Raw genomic sequence first — 17,434 nt, 5'->3', positions numbered from 1 at the left:
TTGCGATCATTGGCCGGCTCGAAACGCTCGTTCTTTTCAGCCGGATTGCGCAGCGGATCGGGGCTGCCGAGATGGTCGGCAACGATCGGCAGCTTGGTGCGGATGATGCGCTCGACCTGGCGCAGCTTGCTGTTCTCGGAAGGATCGCAAAGCGTGATCGCGATGCCGTCCATGCCGTTGCGGCCGGTACGTCCGATGCGGTGGACGTAGCTCTCGGCTTCATCAGGCAGGTCGAAATTCACGACATGGCTGATGCCGGGGACGTCGATGCCGCGCGCCGCAATGTCGGTCGCCACCAGAATGCGCACCGAGCCGTCGCGGAAATCGTTCAGCGCTTTCTGGCGGGCATTCTGCGACTTGTTGCCGTGGATGACGGCGGCCTTGAAGCCGTCACGCTCGAGGTCCTTGGTCACCCTGTCGGCACCATGCTTGGTGCGCGAGAAGATGATGACGGACTTCATCGCCTCGTCGGCGAGCATCGTCGACAGAACCTGGCGCTTCTGCTTGGTGCGGGCAAAGACGACGCCCTGCACGATCTCGGCCGCCGCCGTGCTTTGCGGCGCGACTTCAACGCGGATCGGGTTCTTCAGCAGGCCCTTGGCCAGTTCGGCGATTTCATTGGGCATGGTCGCCGAGAACAGCACCGTCTGACGGTCGGGCGCCGTCGCCTTGGCGATTCGCTTGACGTCGTTGATGAAGCCCATGTCGAGCATGCGGTCGCCTTCGTCGAGCACCAGCCATTTGGTGTCGGCAAGCACGAGGTCGCCCTCACGCACAAGGTCGGTCAACCGGCCGGGCGTGGCGATCAGGATGTCGACACCGGGAGCAACCTTCTTCACCTGACTGAAGCGGGACACGCCGCCGAGCACGAGCGCGGTCGAGACATGCGCGCCCTTGGCGAGGATCTTGATCGTGTCTTCGATCTGCACGGCGAGTTCGCGCGTCGGCGCCAGAATCAGCGCACGCGCCGTCTTCGGCCGGCGCTTGGTGCCAAGCGCAATGATCTTCGACAAGATCGGCAGCGCGAAGGCTGCGGTCTTGCCGGAGCCGGTCTGGGCGATGCCGAAAATGTCACGGCCTTCCATCTGAGGGGGGATCGCCTGTGCCTGGATCGGCTTCGGCTCGGCGAAGCCGGCGTTGTGGGTGGCCTTGAGCAGCGCGCCCGTAATACCCAGTGCCGCGAAACCGGTGAGTTCCGCAGTGCTACCGGGCAAAGTGTTTTCGTTGGTCAAAATAATCTTCTTTCACGCGGCTTCTGGCCGCAAACATCGATGGCGGCAGGGCGCAACCTGCCGTCGAAAAATCTGTGATGAACGACAAGGCGGGCGGACGTATTCGTCCACTCGGCTGCGCTGTCGTGCCCGCAGGCATCATGCCACGGGGCTTTTTCGCCGCTTTGTGATTTACCGGAAAAAGGGCCGATATACCGGAAAGAGGGAAAACAGACGCAACCAGTCTCATTCGTCGAGAAGGCCGGATTCGTTCCCGGCCCAAGCGCCTATGGGCTGCATATGGCTGAGTTCGCCGCCAAATGCAAGGGGCGTCATGCTGCAGCGCAACAAAACCCGTGGCGCAAGCGGCGCTTGCGCTCGCTTGCCGGCACGATTACCACGAAATGCCACTGGCTTGGGAGGTAATCGATGAAAGACGTTCTCAAGGAACTCGAGCGCCGCCGCGAGATTGCCCGCATGGGTGGCGGTCAGGCTCGCATCGATGCCCAGCATAAGAAGGGCAAGCTCACCGCGCGCGAACGCATCGAGGTGTTTCTCGACGAGGGCTCGTTCGAGGAATTCGACATGTATGTCGAGCACCGCTCGACCGATTTCGGCATGGAGAAGACGAAGATTGCCGGCGACGGCGTCGTCACTGGCTGGGGCACGGTCAACGGCCGCCCGGTCTATCTCTTCGCCAAGGATTTTACCGTGTTCGGCGGCTCGCTGTCGGAAGCGCATGCCGAGAAAGTCATCAAGGTGCAGGAGATGGCGCTGCGCAACCGGGCGCCGATCATCGGTCTCTACGATGCCGGCGGCGCGCGCATCCAGGAGGGCGTCGCAGCACTCGGCGGCTATGCCGAGATCTTCCAGCGCAACGTGCTCGCCTCCGGTGTGATTCCACAGATTTCCGTCATCATGGGGCCTTGCGCCGGCGGCGATGTCTATTCGCCTGCCATGACCGACTTCATCTTCATGGTGCGCGACACCTCCTACATGTTCGTCACCGGGCCGGATGTGGTGAAGACCGTGACCAACGAGACGGTGACCGCCGAGAGCCTGGGCGGCGCCTCCGTCCACACGACGAAATCCTCGATCGCCGACGGCGCCTATGACAATGATGTCGAGGCGCTGTTGCAGATGCGCCGGCTGGTCGACCTGCTGCCGGCTTCCAACACATCGGAGCTTCCCGAGATCGAATGCTACCAGTCGGTCACCGACCATGATTTGTCGCTCGACCGGCTGATTCCCGACAATGCCAACAAGCCCTACGACATCAAGGAACTGATCATGAAAGTTGCCGACGAAGGCGACTTCTTCGAGATACAGCAGAACTTCGCCAAGAACATCGTCACCGGGTTCGGGCGTGTCGAGGGTCGCACCGTCGGCTTCGTCGCCAACCAGCCGATGGTGCTGGCCGGCGTGCTCGATTCGGATGCCAGCCGCAAAGCGGCGCGCTTCGTGCGCTTCTGCGACTGTTTCTCGATACCGATCGTCACCTTCGTCGATGTCCCCGGCTTCCTGCCCGGCACCGCGCAGGAATATGGCGGGCTGATCAAGCATGGCGCGAAACTCCTGTTCGCCTATGCCGAGGCCACCGTGCCGAAGATCACCGTCATCACCCGCAAAGCCTATGGCGGCGCCTATGACGTGATGGCGTCAAAGCATCTGCGCGGCGACATGAACTATGCCTGGCCGACGGCGCAGATCGCGGTGATGGGCGCCAGGGGCGCGGTCGAGATCATTTATCGCAAGGACATCGGTGACGCCGAAAAGATCGCAGCCCATACAAAGGCTTACGAAGATCGCTTCCTGTCGCCCTTCGTCGCCGCCGAGCGCGGCTATGTCGATGAGGTGATCATGCCGCATTCGACCCGCCGCCGCATCGCGCGCGCGCTGCGCATGCTGCGCAACAAGGATATGCAGAACCCCTGGAAGAAGCACGACAACATCCCGCTGTGAGGCGTGGCTGGGCGTCTATCCGAGGTAACCGTCGGGCAGCTCACTCCTCTTCCGCCGCGCCAAACCCCGCCCCCATGGTGGCTCGCACGGGGCTGCCCCATGGCGTTGCGTGATTGTCGATGCGCATCTGGAAGATGAAATAGGTCGGCGAGCAGAAGCCGATGCCTTTCACCTTGCCGATGCCCGGCGTGTCAGGCGGCAGCGACTGGCACATATAGTCCTCGCGGCAGAAATGATCGGCCGAACAGGCCGGCCGGTTGCCGCGATTGACGGCGCCGCCAAGACATTGGTCGAAATTGTTGGTGGCCACGCAGATGTCGAATTTCTTGCCGCCGACCAGCCCGCAAATCTCGTTCGGCATCGGCTTGCCGGCTTTGAAGGCCGCGAAGTCGCGGTCCTTGTCATCGCAGCCGCGATAAGCGATCCCGCCCGGCACGCCGATCTTCGGCGGACGGCAGGTATAGGCGGTGCGCGAAACGTCAGGCGCGAAGGCCGCGAACTGGCCCGATTTGCTATAGCGGTCGTTGAAAGGCTGCGCCGCATTGCTGGCGATCGAGCCGGTCAGGCAGGGATGACCGGAAAACATTTTTTCGCTGTCCTTGGGCAGCAGGCATTGCGCCAGTTTCGTGCGCACGCCTGAAGCGGTGGCCAGCGGCGTGCAGACGGTGCCGCCGTCGCATTGCCAGGTCGCGCCGAACCGGGCGGCATCTTCCGGCACCAGGCACGGCATGGCCATCTCCGCCGGCGCGTAATCGACCGCGTCGGCGTTCGTCCAGACCGCCGGCGGCGCAAAGGAGAGCGGACGGAAGCGGTTCGGCTGCTTGCCTTCGGCCGTGGCGGCGAGCCACGCCTGGCGCCGCGGGATCTCGGCATGAAGATGCGGCGAAATCCCGACCTCGATGCGGTTCAGCGGCGATGTTGTCTTGTCGTCTAGCCCGATGAAATGGAAACCGGCGGTCGAACCGGCCTGATGGCAACCCTGGCAGGCGCCATTGTCCAGCCGCTCGACCAGCGCTTCCGGCGTGCGCAGCAGTTTCAACGCGGAATAATCGAGCGATGCGAATTCCTTGGGCTGGAATAATTGCGTAAACGGATGATTGGCCTGCCGCGCGCTGCCGAAGGTCGACCATGATATGATCTTTCTGGCCAGGAACTCGTCGGGGATTTCATAGACGCCTTCGTCAACCGCCGGCAAATTGGCGCCGACATAGGCGGCAAGCCGTGCTTTCAGCGCCGCGTCCTGCGAGAGCCGTGCGGTGTCGGGCGTGTTCTCCAGCGGCTTCTCGCTGATAGCAGCGCCATCGATGCCGAATACCCGCATGAGATAGGCCGCCTGCCCGCCGAACTCGGTTTCCTGGCCGGACGGGAAGCGCACCACCTGCGCGTTGAGCTCCAGCTGCTTGAAGGTCAGCCCGGCCTTCTCCAGCGGCCCGCCGGTCAGCCAGCCGGCATCGACGCTCTCGTCAAGCTGTGGCGCCCAGCGTCCGGCAGTGCCGACGCAGCCGCCATCGGCATCGGGCGCGGCGCTGTAGACGGCATTGAAGTTGAAAGGCAGGCGTGATGCCAGCAGCTTGCCGTTCTTGCGAAAACTGTAGGCCAGGCGGTAGATGAAGCGCACCTCGCCGCAGCCCCTGTCGCCTTGCAGCGGCATCAAATCGCGACGGTCGAGCCGGTTGACGACGCCGACCAGACGGAAGCGCGCGGCGTCGGTCTTCAGCCAGCGCACGTCCATGATGCGGCCGACATTGCCGTCTGTCACCTCGTAGAGCGGCCGCCCGCCATCCTTCATCTCGGCGCGGAGCGCCGCAACATCGGAGGCAACGATGTCGACGATGGCGTGATAGGCGGGCGCCTCGCCGTAGAGCGTCTTTAGACCGTCCTCGCCGTCAACCCCCAAAACATCGGCGAAACCGAAACCCCTGGCATCAAGCGCGGCGAGCACCGCCGGATTGTCGACGACGGTTACAGGGCCTTCGGCGCGCGCCGTCGACGCCACGAAGGCGATAAAGAGAGTGGCGAGCAAAAGAGCAAAGGGGCGGCTCATGGAGCGGACGTGCGCGCGTCGAAGAGTTCACGCAACACCGGCAGCAGCGCCAGCGGCAAATCCTCGGCGATCAGGCCGGGTCCGAACCGGCTGCCGGCTTCAGCATGTAGCCACACCGCCGCGCAGGTGCCCTCGAAGGGCGGCATGCCTTGTGCGAGCAGACCGGCGATGATGCCCGACAGCACGTCGCCTGACCCGGCTGTGGCCAGCCACGGCGCACCATTGGAATTGATGGCTGCCTTGCCATCAGGCGCAGCTATGACCGTGTCGGCGCCCTTGTAGACGATCGTTGCGTTGGCCCGCGCGGCAGCCGCTCGCGCCTTGTCCAATTTCGACATGGTTTTGTCCCCGGCGATATCTGGGAACAAGCGGCCGAATTCACCCTCATGCGGCGTGATCACCAACGCTGGCGCGTTTGACTGACGGGCGGCTTCGAACAGCGCCTGCGGCTGATGGGCCAGAGAGGTGATGGCATCGGCATCAAGCACGATCGCTCCTCCGTGGTTTGCAGTTTGCGATGCGCGTGCACCCTCCGCCAAGGTCTTGATCAGTTGCAGGGCGAAATCGCCGACCTTGGGCTTTGGCCCGAGTCCCGGTCCAAACACCAGCGCCTCGGGATGGCGCGCCGTCAGAAATTCCTGCACCTCCTCGAGTGACCCCGCCTCTCGCAGCATGATCGAGGTGAGGTGTATCGCGTTCACCTGCATGGCATTGCCAGGCGACAGCACGGTGACCGCCCCTGCCCCGCTTCTCGCGGCGGCCATCGCCGACAGCCGCGCCGCGCCGGTAGCACTGGGACCGCCGGAAAAGACGCCGACATGGCCGCGCTTGTATTTATGCGCGTCCACCGCCGGCACCGGAAATTCCCGCAACCACAGGTCCGGCACATTTTCGAAGGTCGAGACGGCGAGTTGGGCGATGATGCCGTCGCCGATGCCAATATCGGCGAGCACGATCTCACCGCATTGCCCGCGCCCCGGCAGCAGCAAGTGGCCGGGCTTTTTCCGCGCGAAGGTGACGGTGACCTCGGCGCGAAACGCCCTGCTCAATATTTCGCCGCTGGCTCCCGAGACGCCCGACGGCAGGTCGATCGCGACCACAGGCAGGCGCAGGGCTGTCACGGTATCGACGGCTTTCGCGGCATCGCCGGACAGCGGCTTGGACAGCCCTGCCCCATAGAGCCCGTCGATCACGATCGAGCCGAACTCGGCGTCGAAATCAGACAGCGGCCGGGACTTGACCAGGGATTCCGCGGCGGCGAGCGCCGCATCGCTTTCCGGCCTCGGCGCTCCGGATGACCAGATCGTTGTGCCGACGCCGCTGCCGGCCAGGAGGCGTGCGACGACATAGCCATCGCCGCCATTGTTGCCGGGCCCGCAGAGCACATGGATGTGCTTTGCCGAGGGATAGCGCTTGAGCACCTCGGCCGCGACCGCTTCGCCCGCGCGCCGCATCAAGCTGATTCCATCGGCCGGACCGGCCGCGATCGTCAGCCGATCAGCCTCGCTCATTTCGGCCGGGGAAAGAAGTTCGTTGCTCATGGATTGCCGATCCGCATGCTATCAAGCATTGTCCAATTTCGATCCTAAGCAAACAAGGGGGAGTTGCCGAGATCTGCAGCCATAACGTCGGCACCAAGGCATCGCGGGCAGAAAATTGCCTGCGGGATAGGCGATATGCCTGATTTTTGTGCGGACGCGGGTGCTGGCGCTGTGTAGGCTTTGGCAGCCCATGCCGCTTCCGGTGCAGCGAATGACGCGAATTTGCATCCCGGTGCGGCGCGGCTTTGAAATCTTATGAGACCGCTTAGAATCCGCTGAATTGGCACAGTTCGTGCTTGATGGAGGCGCAAGCGGGGGGTCACAACCCGTTTTTTTGGCAGTGGAGGCCACTTTTTACATGAAAAAGATCGAAGCGATCATCAAGCCATTCAAGCTGGACGAAGTGAAGGAAGCGCTTCAGGAAGCCGGACTGCAAGGCATCACTGTCACCGAAGCAAAAGGCTTCGGTCGTCAGAAGGGCCATACGGAACTCTATCGCGGCGCCGAATATGTCGTCGATTTCCTGCCCAAGGTGAAGATCGAGGTCGTGCTCGGCGACGACGCGGTCGAAGGCGCGATCGAGGCCATCCGCAAGGCGGCCCAGACGGGCCGCATCGGTGACGGCAAGATCTTCGTCTCCAACATCGAGGAAGTCGTGCGGATACGCACCGGCGAAACGGGCATGGACGCGGTCTGACCTGACCGCCCCATCCTCCTGAAAACGTCATCATCAAAAAAAGTCATCACACAGGGATACACGACATGACGACAGCCAAAGACATCATGAAGCAGATCAAGGACAACGACGTGAAATTCGTCGACCTGCGCTTCACAGACCCGAAGGGCAAGCTGCAACACGTCACGATGGATGTCATCGAGGTCGAGGAAGACATGTTCGCCGATGGCGTGATGTTCGACGGCTCGTCGATTGCCGGCTGGAAGGCCATCAACGAGTCCGATATGGTGCTGATGCCCGACCCGGAAACGGTCCACATGGATCCGTTCTTCGCCCAGTCGACCATGGTCATCCTGTGCGACATCCTCGATCCGGTTTCGGGTGAATCCTACAACCGCGATCCGCGTGGCACGGCCAAGAAGGCCGAGGCTTACATGAAGGCCGAAGGCATCGGCGACACCATCTATGTCGGCCCGGAAGCCGAATTTTTCGTCTTCGACGACGTGAAGTACAAGGCCGATCCCTACAACACCGGTTTCAAGCTCGACTCCACGGAACTGCCGTCGAACGACGACACCGACTACGAGACCGGCAATCTCGGCCACCGTCCGCGCGTCAAGGGCGGCTACTTCCCGGTGCCGCCGATCGACAGCGCGCAGGACATGCGCTCGGAAATGCTGACCGTGCTCGCCGAGGTGGGCGTGCGGGTCGAAAAGCACCACCATGAGGTGGCGGCGGCCCAGCACGAACTCGGCATCAAGTTCGACGCACTGGTACGTAACGCCGACAAGATGCTGATCTACAAATATGTCGTGCACCAGGTCGCCAATGCCTACGGCAAGACGGCGACCTTCATGCCGAAGCCGATCTTCGGCGACAACGGCTCGGGCATGCACGTCCACATGTCGATCTGGAAGAACGGCAAGCCGACCTTCGCCGGCAATGAATATGCCGGTCTGTCGGAAAGCTGCCTGTTCTTCATCGGCGGCGTCATCAAGCATGCCAAGGCGATCAACGCCTTCACCAACCCGCTGACCAATTCCTACAAGCGCCTGGTGCCGGGTTACGAAGCGCCGGTTCTGCTCGCCTATTCGGCGCGCAACCGCTCGGCGTCCTGCCGTATCCCGTTCGGCTCGTCGCCGAAGGCCAAGCGCGTCGAGGTCCGCTTCCCCGATCCGGGCGCGAACCCCTACCTCGCCTTCTCCGCGCTGCTGATGGCCGGCCTCGACGGTATCAAGAACAAGATCCATCCCGGCCAGCCGATGGACAAGGATCTCTACGACCTGCCGCCGAAGGAACTGAAGAAGATCCCGACCGTCTGCGGCTCGCTGCGCGAAGCCCTGCAAAGCCTCGACAAGGACCGCGGCTTCCTGAAAGCCGGCGGCGTCTTCGACGACGACCAGATCGACAGCTACATCGAGCTGAAGATGGCCGAAGTGATGCGCTTCGAAATGACCCCGCATCCGGTCGAATACGATATGTATTACTCTGTCTGAGGCTTCAATCTCAGACTAAGATACGCCATAACAACCAAGCCCTTGAAAGACTTCCCTCTTTCAAGGGCTTTTTGCTGCGCTCCAATAGGAATTGCCAGCCGACCGGCATGTCTCGCCTGCGCGGCAGCCACGCATGGACAGCCATATTGGTCTTTCGTCTTCGACGATCATACGATGCCTGGATTCTGGGACCCACGGTCCATCGGAGCGGCCGGCCTGAGCGCGTCGGTCCGGTGACTTCAATCACTACTCGGCGATGTCCGGTGAAGATCAAGGCGGCCGGTCGGTCGCCAACGTTGGAGCCAGGAGCGAGCGGAGCACTGTCTCAGGCTACAGTGACCGCTCGTCCGGCGCCCACGCCAATGCCGCCGTTCAGAAAACCCCGCCCGTCCGAACAGCATCGCGTGACGTAACCCCAAGGCCTGCGAATACGCATGCCGTAGCGTGATCTGTCAACGCTGCAAGCCGGGCCGCGAATGACCGATTCTGCTGTATGAACAGATGCTTATGGAAGGTCCATTGCCCCAGATAAGGGCTGGAAAAGGCGCTTTTCCGGGCTTTATAGGGAGTGATCGCCGGAGGCTCACATGGCTGCGGCCAGAACTTCCGGGCGATTTGCGACCGCGTGAATTCCCTGACTTTTTCTGGGTATGTTTTACCAGGAATGCCGTCAGCCGGGTAACGGCCAAAAAAGAACCCCGGCGCGAAACGCCGGGGTCATCTTGTCATGCAGTCCGAAACGCTTACGCGGCGGCCGAAACCTGAGCGCTTGCCGGAACCGAGGCGATCGTCTTCAGGATCTGCGAGGCGATCTGGTAGGGGTCGCCCTGCGAGTTCGGACGGCGGTCTTCCAGATAACCCTTGTAGTCGCTCTTGATGAAGGAATGCGGCACGCGGATCGAGGCGCCACGGTCGGCAATGCCATAGCTGAACCGGTTCCACGGCGCGGTCTCGTGCTTGCCGGTCAAACGCTTGTCGTTGTCCGGGCCGTAGACGGCGATGTGATCCATCAGGTTCTTGTCGAAGGCCGCCATCAGCGCTTCGAAATAGGCCTTGCCGCCGACTTCGCGCATATAGGCGGTCGAGAAGTTGGCGTGCATGCCAGAGCCGTTCCAGTCGGTGTCGCCGAGCGGCTTGCAGTGGTATTCGATGTCGATGCCGTACTTCTCGGTCAGGCGCTGCATGAGGTAGCGGGCCATCCACATCTGGTCGGCGGCTTTCTTGGAGCCCTTGCCGAAAATCTGGAATTCCCACTGGCCCTTGGCAACTTCGGCGTTGATGCCCTCGTGGTTGATGCCGGCGGCGAGGCAGAGGTCGAGATGCTCCTCGACGATCTGGCGCGCGACGGAGCCGACATTGGAATAGCCGACGCCGGTGTAGTACGGGCCCTGGGGTGCGGGATAGCCGCTCTCGGGAAAGCCGAGCGGCCGGCCGTCCTTGTAGAAGAAATATTCCTGCTCGAAGCCGAACCAGGCGCCCTCGTCATCGAGGATGGTGGCGCGCTTGTTGGAGGCATGCGGCGTGACGCCATCGGGCATCATGACTTCGCACATGACCAGCACGCCGTTGGTACGGGCGGGATCCGGATAGACCGCAACCGGCTTCAGCACGCAATCGGAGCTGTGTCCTTCGGCCTGCTGGGTCGAGGAACCATCGAAGCCCCACAGCGGCAACTGCTCGAGATCAGGGAATTCGGCGAATTCCTTGATCTGCGTCTTGCCGCGAAGGTTGGGGACCGGGGTATATCCATCGAGCCAGATATACTCGAGCTTGTATTTCGTCATTCTAGCCTCTCGTTGCTTGATCACCGAACACTGAACGGCGTCGACATGCGTCTGCCGTCAGCAGCCGGCCTGCCGCATTCTTAAAATGCAATTCGTGTGCCATTCTTGGTGTGGAGGGTGCGGCAAAATTGACCCGGTATCCACTCGAAGTCGGTGATCCGCCTAAGCGATGCGTTCCGATCAATCACAGTCGTTCTTTGCACAAATAGTATGCAATTGCTGATCTTTTCATAGGCATATTGCCTAACTTGATTGCAGACCTTATCTTCGGATCAAGTTGAATCGAGAAGGTTCGGCAGAAGAAAGGAACCCGGCAATGGAAATCATTTCCACACGACCGTCGGCCACAATTTTGATGTTCCCGGTGGCAGCGCGCGCCGCTGCCTCAAATTTGAGCGGCAAGGCTAAGTTTGCGGCAGAGCTTGCCTCGCTGCGTGGTGCCCGCGCAGACTTCGGCGACGGCTGGTACCATGAGGCAGCCATCGAGGATGAGACCCGGGGCCGCAAGAGCTGACACAAAGGGCAGCAGCCCTCGCCAACGAATTGGCCTGAAAAGAGAAAGCCCGGCGCGATTGCTCGCGCCGGGCTTTCTTTTGAACACCGGGCCTGCCTACTCCTTGGCGTGCAGGTCGGTGCCGAGCGTATCCTTGACGAAGATCATGCCGATGACCAGCGTTATCGCCGCGATCACCACCGGATACCAAAGGCCATAGTAGATGTCGCCCTTATAGGCGCTGAGCGCGAACACGGTTGCCGGCAGCAGGCCGCCGAACCAGCCATTGCCGATGTGATAGGGCAACGACATGCCGGTGTAGCGAATGCGGGTCGGGAACATCTCGACCAGGATCGCCGCGATCGGCCCATAGACCATGGTCACGAACAGCACCAGGATGAACAGGATGCCGATCGTCATTGGCCAGTTCACTGCTGCAGGATCGGCGAACATGGCGAACGCGCCACCACCCGGAATGTTGTAGACGGTGACTTCGGGTGCGCCCGCCGCCTCGTCGGTGGTCAGCAGCTTGTCCTTGACTGCCTGGTCGATCGGCACCGTCGCCTTCTCACCGGCACGGATGGCAGCGGCATCCAGCTTCAGTTCCGGGTTGGCGGCAACAAACGCATCGAGCTTCTGGTCCGCAACCTTGGCTGCCGCGCGCTTCAGCGGATAGCCGCCGTCCTGCAGCGACATGTTGACGGCCTTGATGAAGGCGGTTTCCTTGGCCTTGGCCTGATCGCCGGCGGCGATGGCGTCATAGGACTCGACCGTCTCGTTGCCGATCTTGACAGATGCGGGTGTGCCGGCGGCGGCCGTCGACACGACGTCATAGGGAACCGAGTTCTTGGTCAGGAACGAGGTCGCGATATCGCAGGATGTCGTGAACTTCGCGGTACCCACCGGATTGAACTGGAACTTGCAATCTCCAGGTGCCGCCGTCACCGTCGCCCGCGTGTTCTGCTGGGCTGTGGCAAGCGCCGGATTGGCAGCCCAGGTCAGTGCCTTGAACAGCGGGAAGGTGCATACAATCGCTAAGGCAAGGCCCGCCATGATGATCGGCTTGCGGCCGATCTTGTCGGAGAGCCAGCCAAAGACGACGAAGAAGATCGAGCCTACTGCCAGGGCGATCGCGATCATGATGTTGACCGATTGCGCGTCGACCTTGAGCACGTTGGTCAGGAAGAACAGCGCGTAGAACTGGCCGTTGTACCAGACCACGGCCTGACCGGCGGTGAGGCCGAGCAGCGCCAGCAGTGCAATCTTGGCGTTCTTCCATTGGCCGAAGGCTTCCGTCAGCGGCGCCTTGGAGCCCTTGCCCTCATCCTTCATGCGCTGGAAGGTCGGCGATTCGGAAAGCGAAAGCCGGATCCAGATCGAGATGCCTAGCAGCAGGAAGGATACGAGGAACGGAATACGCCAGCCCCAGGCAGCATAGTTTTCCTTGCTCAATGAAGCCTGTACGATCAGGATCACAACCAGCGACAGGAACAGGCCCAGCGTCGCCGTGGTCTGGATCCACGAGGTATAGTAGCCGCGCCGGTTGTCCGGCGCATGTTCGGCGACGTAAGTGGCCGCGCCGCCATATTCGCCACCCAGTGCCAGGCCCTGCAGCATGCGCAGGATGATCAGGATCACCGGAGCGGCGATGCCCAAGGTCGCATAGCCAGGCAGCAAGCCGACCAGGAAGGTCGACAGGCCCATGATCGTCATGGTGACGAGGAAGGTATATTTACGGCCGACAAGATCGCCGATGCGGCCGAACAGCAATGCGCCGAACGGGCGCACCAGGAAGCCGGCAGCGAAAGCCAGCAGCGCGAAGATATTGCGGGTCGCTTCCGGGATGGCTGGACTGAAAAAGGTCGAACCAATGAACACTGCCAGCGAGCCGTAGAGATAGAAATCATACCATTCGAAAACGGTGCCGAGCGAGGAAGCGAAGATGACTTTCTTCTCCTCCCGCGTCATGGCGCGGCTTGCTCCGCCGGCGGTCGATGCTATTGCCATTTCGTTATCCTCCCGTGAGACCCGTTCTCGATGCTGCGCGACACCGTCCGCGTTCTCCTCCGAGCACGGACTCAACGACAGCCATTCGGGAAAAATGACAGAAAGCGCCCGCCAAAGGCACCGCGTCTTTGGGATTATGACTTTGGTATTAGGTGCGCTGCGGGATGAAACCGGGCGAGCTGGGAAACCCTTAGCCCTTGAGCGCTTCCAGCAGGCCGACAGCAGCCATCATGTCGTGCTTGCGAGCCGCGCGGCGGGCAACGGCTTCGGCGTCCTGCCCCCAATGCTCGATCTGCCAGTCCTCGTCGACATGAGCCGCGGCCCATGCAGCCTCAGCGTCGATCTCGCCGAAATCGACAGCCAGCGCCAGCAGCGCCGAACCTGTGAGCGACGTCATCACATGGATGGCGGCGAGACGCAGCGGCTCTGTTCGCTTGGCAAGATGGCTGCCCAGCACCGCGATGGTCTCACGCGGCTGCTCGACATGGATGATCCCCTCGGCGAGATTGAAGCGCACCCCAAGTGTTCCCCTCGCCCAGTCTATCACCGAGTCCCAATGCTGGTTCTGCCGCTCCACCAGCCCTTGCGGCGCGTCGGCGCGGTAACAGAGCAGATCGGACGAGGCGAAGCGCAGAATGTCTTCCAGCACCGCCTGCGGGTCGCTGGCGACGCCATCGATGGCGGTGTTCACAAGCCGCATCACCGGCATGGTCACCGGATTGATGGTCTCGCTTTGGGTGGCGAACTCGTCGGCGACGAGCGCGGCTGCCGCTTCGGTAGGCACCGCCAGCAGCGCCTTGCCGGGCGTGCGCACCGGCTTGCCGTCGAGATACACGGCAAACCCCTCCTCCACCGGCGCGACCGAGACGGTCTTGTAGAAGCGTTTCGGCAGAGGCGTCTTCATCTGGATCTGGGCGCGGCGCACAGGATCCGGGTCGGAAAGATATTTGCCGGCTTCAAGGTCGTTCAGGATATCACGCATAGAAGGTCTCTCTTACACCGGCGTCAGCTTGCGCACCGGCCGGTTGACGATGATCAGGCCGGCGGCAATCAGGCCAAGTGCCAGGAAAATGCGCATGGTCAGCGGCTCATTCAAGAACATGGCGCCGCACAGCACGCCGAAAACCGGCGACAGGAAAGTGAAACTGGACAGGCCTGACGCCGGATAGCGCCGCAACAGCCAGAACCACAGCACATAGGTGAAGGCGACGATGTAGACAGCCTGGAAGAGCAGCGCCAAGGTCGGCAGCACGGTTGGGTCGCGAACGGGCGGGCCGGCGAGAGGCAGCACCAAGACCCCGACGATCGCTGCCCCGGCGAGCTGGTAAAGCAGAAGCTTCTCGGCGCTCGCCTCGACCAGCTTCGAGCGCTTGATGAGGATGTTGGTCAAAGCCCAAAAGAATCCGGAGCCAAGGCTCAGCAGATCGCCGAACAGCATGTCTCCGCCGCCGCCAAGCTTGTCGGAAAACACTGCGGCAAGGCCGGCAAAGGCCAGCAGCAGGCCAAGGAATTTCCTCAACGTGATCTGCTCACCGAGCAGGAAATGGCCGCCGAGCAGCATCCAGAATGGCATCGTGTTGACCAGCAGCGTGTTGCGGGCAACGGTCGTATGCTCCAGGCCGACATAAAGGCAAAGGAACTCTATGCCGAAAAGCGCGCCAACCACGATGCCGGCGAGCAAGGTTCCGTCGCGCGTGAAAAGCGCGATGCCGCGCCACCGGCACCAGGCAAAGACACACAGGCCGCCGACGATCGAGCGCGCGATCGACAGGAAGACCGGGTCATAGCCGGCGTAGGAGATCTTGGCGGCGACGTAATTCAACCCCCAGGAAAAGGTCAGCCCGACCATGATGGCGGCGGCGGCCATGTCGACCGTGTCGCGCCGGTCGAGCGCGTCGCTGGCGCCGCCCACGATCAGTCCTCCGCGCTGGCGTCGTCGAAGCCGATCAGGTTCCAGCTCTGGCGCATGTGCGGCGGCATTGGCGCGGTGACATCGATGACGCCCTTGTCGGGATGCGGAATGATGATGCGGCGGGCGTGCAGATGCAGGCGGTTTTGAATGCCGCCGGGAAAGTCCCAGTTGGTGTCGGCCTCGAAATATTTCGGATCGCCCAGGATCGGGCAGCCGATGTAGGCGGCGTGGACACGAAGCTGGTGGGTGCGGCCCGTATAGGGCTCCATTTCAAGCCAGGTCATCGTCTGCGCAGCCTGCTCGATGATGCGGTAGTAGGAGACGGCGTGATCGGCGCCCTTTTCCCCATGCGCGGCGACACGCACGCGGTCACCGTCCGGCGTCGGCTCCTTGATCAGCCAGGTCGAGATCTTGTCCTCGCGCTTGGGCGGCACGCCCTTGACCAGCGCCCAATAGGTCTTCTTGGTCTCGCGGGCGCGAAACGCTTCCGAGAGCTTCATGGCGGCCAGCCGGGTGCGGGCGACGACCAGAACACCCGAAGTGTCGCGGTCGAGCCTGTGAACCAGTCTGGGCTTCTCGCCCTTCTGGCTGCGCCAGGCCTCCAGCATGTCGTCGACATTGCGGGTGACGCCCGAGCCGCCCTGCACCGCAAGGCCCGCCGGCTTGTTGAAGACGAAAACCTTGGGATCTTCATGGATCAGCATTTTCGACAGGACATCGGCATCGCCCTGGTTGCGGATCGAGTGGCCGGTCAGCGCACTCTCGCCCTTCTTGTCGACCTCGAGCGGCGGGACGCGAACCATCTGGCCGGGCTCGACACGAGTGTCGGCCTTGACCCGTCCGCCATCGACGCGGATCTGGCCGGAGCGCAGAAGCTTCTGCAAATGGCCGAAACCAAGGCCCGGGAAATGGGTCTTGAACCAGCGGTCGAGCCGCATGCCCGCTTCGCCGGCCTCCACCGTGATCTGTTCAACGCCTGCCATGTTTTTTGTCGCTTATCCGTTTCCCGAGCGAAGCTCGGCCTGTTCTTGGCGCGGCAATAGCACTAAGGCAGGCTTCTTGCGAGCCAAAGTCCCAGAAACAGGGCGATAATGGCGCCAATGACGCTGGCAAGGGCATAAGCCAGCGCAGGCAGCGTGGCTCCCCGCTCCCACAGCGTCGCGAAATCAAGCGAAAAGGCTGAGAAGGTGGTGAAGCCGCCAAGAATGCCGGTAGCAACGAACAGCCTGACCTCGTTCGATCCGCCACGGCGCATCATGGAGGCGATGAACAGCCCCATGGCGAAGGAGCCGATGATGTTGATGGCCATCGTGCCCCAGGGATAGCTGGGGCCGACAAAACGCAGCGCGCCGATGTTGGTAAGGTGACGAATTCCGGCGCCGATGCCGCCACCGACGACGACGAGAAGCAGATTGAACATCTTCGGTACTTCCCCGGGCTATTCAAATTCAGCCGATGCCGCCAGCTGCATTGAGCGATTGCCTGCTCAGGTCGTCCCGGCATTCTTCGGCTTGGTCGAACCGATCATCTTCCAGTTCTTGTAGAACATGGAATTGATGCGCTCGACGCTGACCGAGACGATTGAGAGCATGCCCGCGATCAGTCTGGGAACCGGAGACGGCCGGATGATGTCCATGAACACGCAGTAGCGGCGTCCGTCATACTCGTTGACCGAGCGGTGCAGCAGCGTGTCGTCGAAGATGAACAGCGGATTGTCGTACCAATAATTCTTGACGTTGCCGCACTCGACGAAAATCTCCGACTTAACCGGGATCAGATTGTAGAGGATGCGCAGGCTGAGCCGCAGCGGGCCGAAATGCCAGGACGTCGATTCGCGCTTGCTGAAGACGGAAACGGCTATGGTCTTGATGTACTTGAAATCCTTGTTGAACTCGGCGACGTTGTCGATCCTGTGCTTGCCGTACCACTGGTAGACATACATGCCGCGCCGGCCGGCGCCGAAATTGGCGTCGATATCGGCAATGATCTCATCTTTGCGCGCCTTGAAGATGTCCAGGACCTCGTTGACCTCGCGCTGATAGTCGGCGGGAAACTGCTCCAGCTTCCAGACACCTGGATTTCTGTAGCACAAGAGGTCGACCAGCAGATTGAACGGCGAAAGCAGCCAGGTGAACAGGCCGTTGCCGAGAAAATAGCCTGAGAACAGCGACAGATCCTTGCGGTCGTTGCGCAGCACGTCGATCAGGCCGCAGATGATGAAGATCGTCGTCAGGATGGGAATGAAATAGAAGCCAAGGGCGAGAAGCGGGATGGCAATGGCGAATTTGCGAAGGGACTTGCGAAGGGT

Annotated in this window: 13 protein-coding genes and 1 pseudogene; 4 read left to right on the top strand and 10 right to left on the bottom strand. The window is 61.8% G+C overall.

From position 1 onward, the window contains the following. Positions 1–1,232, bottom strand: a 1,232-nt coding sequence (locus tag EOB59_RS22120; protein ID WP_164895717.1) for a DEAD/DEAH box helicase, incomplete at its 3' end; no start/stop codon positions are given. Positions 1,233–1,640: 408 nt separating this feature from the next. Here EOB59_RS22120 and EOB59_RS22115 point away from each other — a divergent pair. Continuing rightward, on the top strand, positions 1,641–3,173 hold the full coding sequence (locus tag EOB59_RS22115) for an acyl-CoA carboxylase subunit beta (protein ID WP_056588646.1): 1,533 nt from the start codon (positions 1,641–1,643) through the stop codon (positions 3,171–3,173). A gap of 40 nt (positions 3,174–3,213) precedes the next feature. On the opposite strand, the gene EOB59_RS22110 is transcribed toward EOB59_RS22115, so the two are convergent. After that, positions 3,214–5,217 (bottom strand): hypothetical protein, encoded by a 2,004-nt coding sequence (locus EOB59_RS22110; protein WP_128289230.1) that lies wholly within the window; start codon positions 5,215–5,217, stop codon positions 3,214–3,216. Then, the gene (locus tag EOB59_RS22105; protein ID WP_128289229.1) at positions 5,214–6,758 is read right to left on the bottom strand and encodes an NAD(P)H-hydrate dehydratase; all 1,545 of its coding nucleotides are present in this window, start codon (positions 6,756–6,758) and stop codon (positions 5,214–5,216) included. The genes EOB59_RS22110 and EOB59_RS22105 overlap by 4 nt, the downstream gene beginning before the upstream one ends. Before the next feature lie 358 nt (positions 6,759–7,116). Between EOB59_RS22105 and EOB59_RS22100 the strand changes: the two genes are divergently transcribed. Beyond that, positions 7,117–7,455 carry a P-II family nitrogen regulator gene (locus EOB59_RS22100; protein WP_006205430.1) on the top strand — a complete coding sequence of 113 codons (339 nt, stop codon included), beginning with the start codon at positions 7,117–7,119 and terminating at the stop codon, positions 7,453–7,455. A 65-nt stretch (positions 7,456–7,520) separates the two neighbouring features. Further along, on the top strand, positions 7,521–8,930 hold the full coding sequence (gene glnA, locus EOB59_RS22095) for a type I glutamate--ammonia ligase (protein WP_128289228.1): 1,410 nt from the start codon (positions 7,521–7,523) through the stop codon (positions 8,928–8,930). Positions 8,931–9,673: 743 nt separating this feature from the next. On the opposite strand, the gene EOB59_RS22085 is transcribed toward glnA, so the two are convergent. After that, a complete protein-coding gene (locus tag EOB59_RS22085; protein ID WP_127260164.1) occupies positions 9,674–10,714 on the bottom strand; it encodes a glutamine synthetase beta-grasp domain-containing protein in 1,041 nt (346 codons plus the stop codon). A 316-nt stretch (positions 10,715–11,030) separates the two neighbouring features. Here EOB59_RS22085 and EOB59_RS22080 point away from each other — a divergent pair, with 316 nt between their 5' ends. Further along, positions 11,031–11,228 (top strand): DUF2735 domain-containing protein, encoded by a 198-nt coding sequence (locus tag EOB59_RS22080; protein ID WP_127269123.1) that lies wholly within the window; start codon positions 11,031–11,033, stop codon positions 11,226–11,228. 96 nt (positions 11,229–11,324) lie between these two features. Here EOB59_RS22080 and EOB59_RS22075 read toward each other — a convergent pair whose 3' ends face one another. The 6 genes and pseudogenes from EOB59_RS22075 to EOB59_RS22050 all read right to left on the bottom strand — a co-directional run. Continuing rightward, complete coding sequence (locus tag EOB59_RS22075; RefSeq protein ID WP_127276400.1) at positions 11,325–13,214, bottom strand: MFS transporter; 1,890 nt, start codon at positions 13,212–13,214, stop codon at positions 11,325–11,327. Positions 13,215–13,404: 190 nt separating this feature from the next. Then, positions 13,405–14,196: an ATP12 family chaperone protein gene (locus EOB59_RS22070; protein WP_128289227.1), complete on the bottom strand. Its 792-nt coding sequence runs from the start codon at positions 14,194–14,196 to the stop codon at positions 13,405–13,407. A 12-nt stretch (positions 14,197–14,208) separates the two neighbouring features. Next, positions 14,209–15,081 (bottom strand): DMT family transporter, encoded by an 873-nt coding sequence (locus EOB59_RS22065; RefSeq protein ID WP_164895718.1) that lies wholly within the window; start codon positions 15,079–15,081, stop codon positions 14,209–14,211. Positions 15,082–15,128: 47 nt separating this feature from the next. Beyond that, entirely contained in the window at positions 15,129–16,109 is a 981-nt protein-coding gene (locus tag EOB59_RS22060) for an RluA family pseudouridine synthase (RefSeq protein WP_127271590.1), read from the bottom strand. Positions 16,110–16,171: 62 nt separating this feature from the next. Further along, complete coding sequence (gene crcB / locus EOB59_RS22055; protein ID WP_127321610.1) at positions 16,172–16,546, bottom strand: fluoride efflux transporter CrcB; 375 nt, start codon at positions 16,544–16,546, stop codon at positions 16,172–16,174. A 66-nt stretch (positions 16,547–16,612) separates the two neighbouring features. Then, positions 16,613–17,434: pseudogene (locus EOB59_RS22050) on the bottom strand (aspartyl/asparaginyl beta-hydroxylase domain-containing protein); the annotation flags it as partial.

It is taken from the genome of Mesorhizobium sp. M7A.F.Ca.MR.176.00.0.0, from assembly GCF_004023165.1.
Classification (GTDB): Bacteria; Pseudomonadota; Alphaproteobacteria; order Rhizobiales; family Rhizobiaceae; genus Mesorhizobium.
Note: the sequence above shows the minus strand (reverse complement) of the source record. Positions and strands in the feature narration are given on the sequence as shown.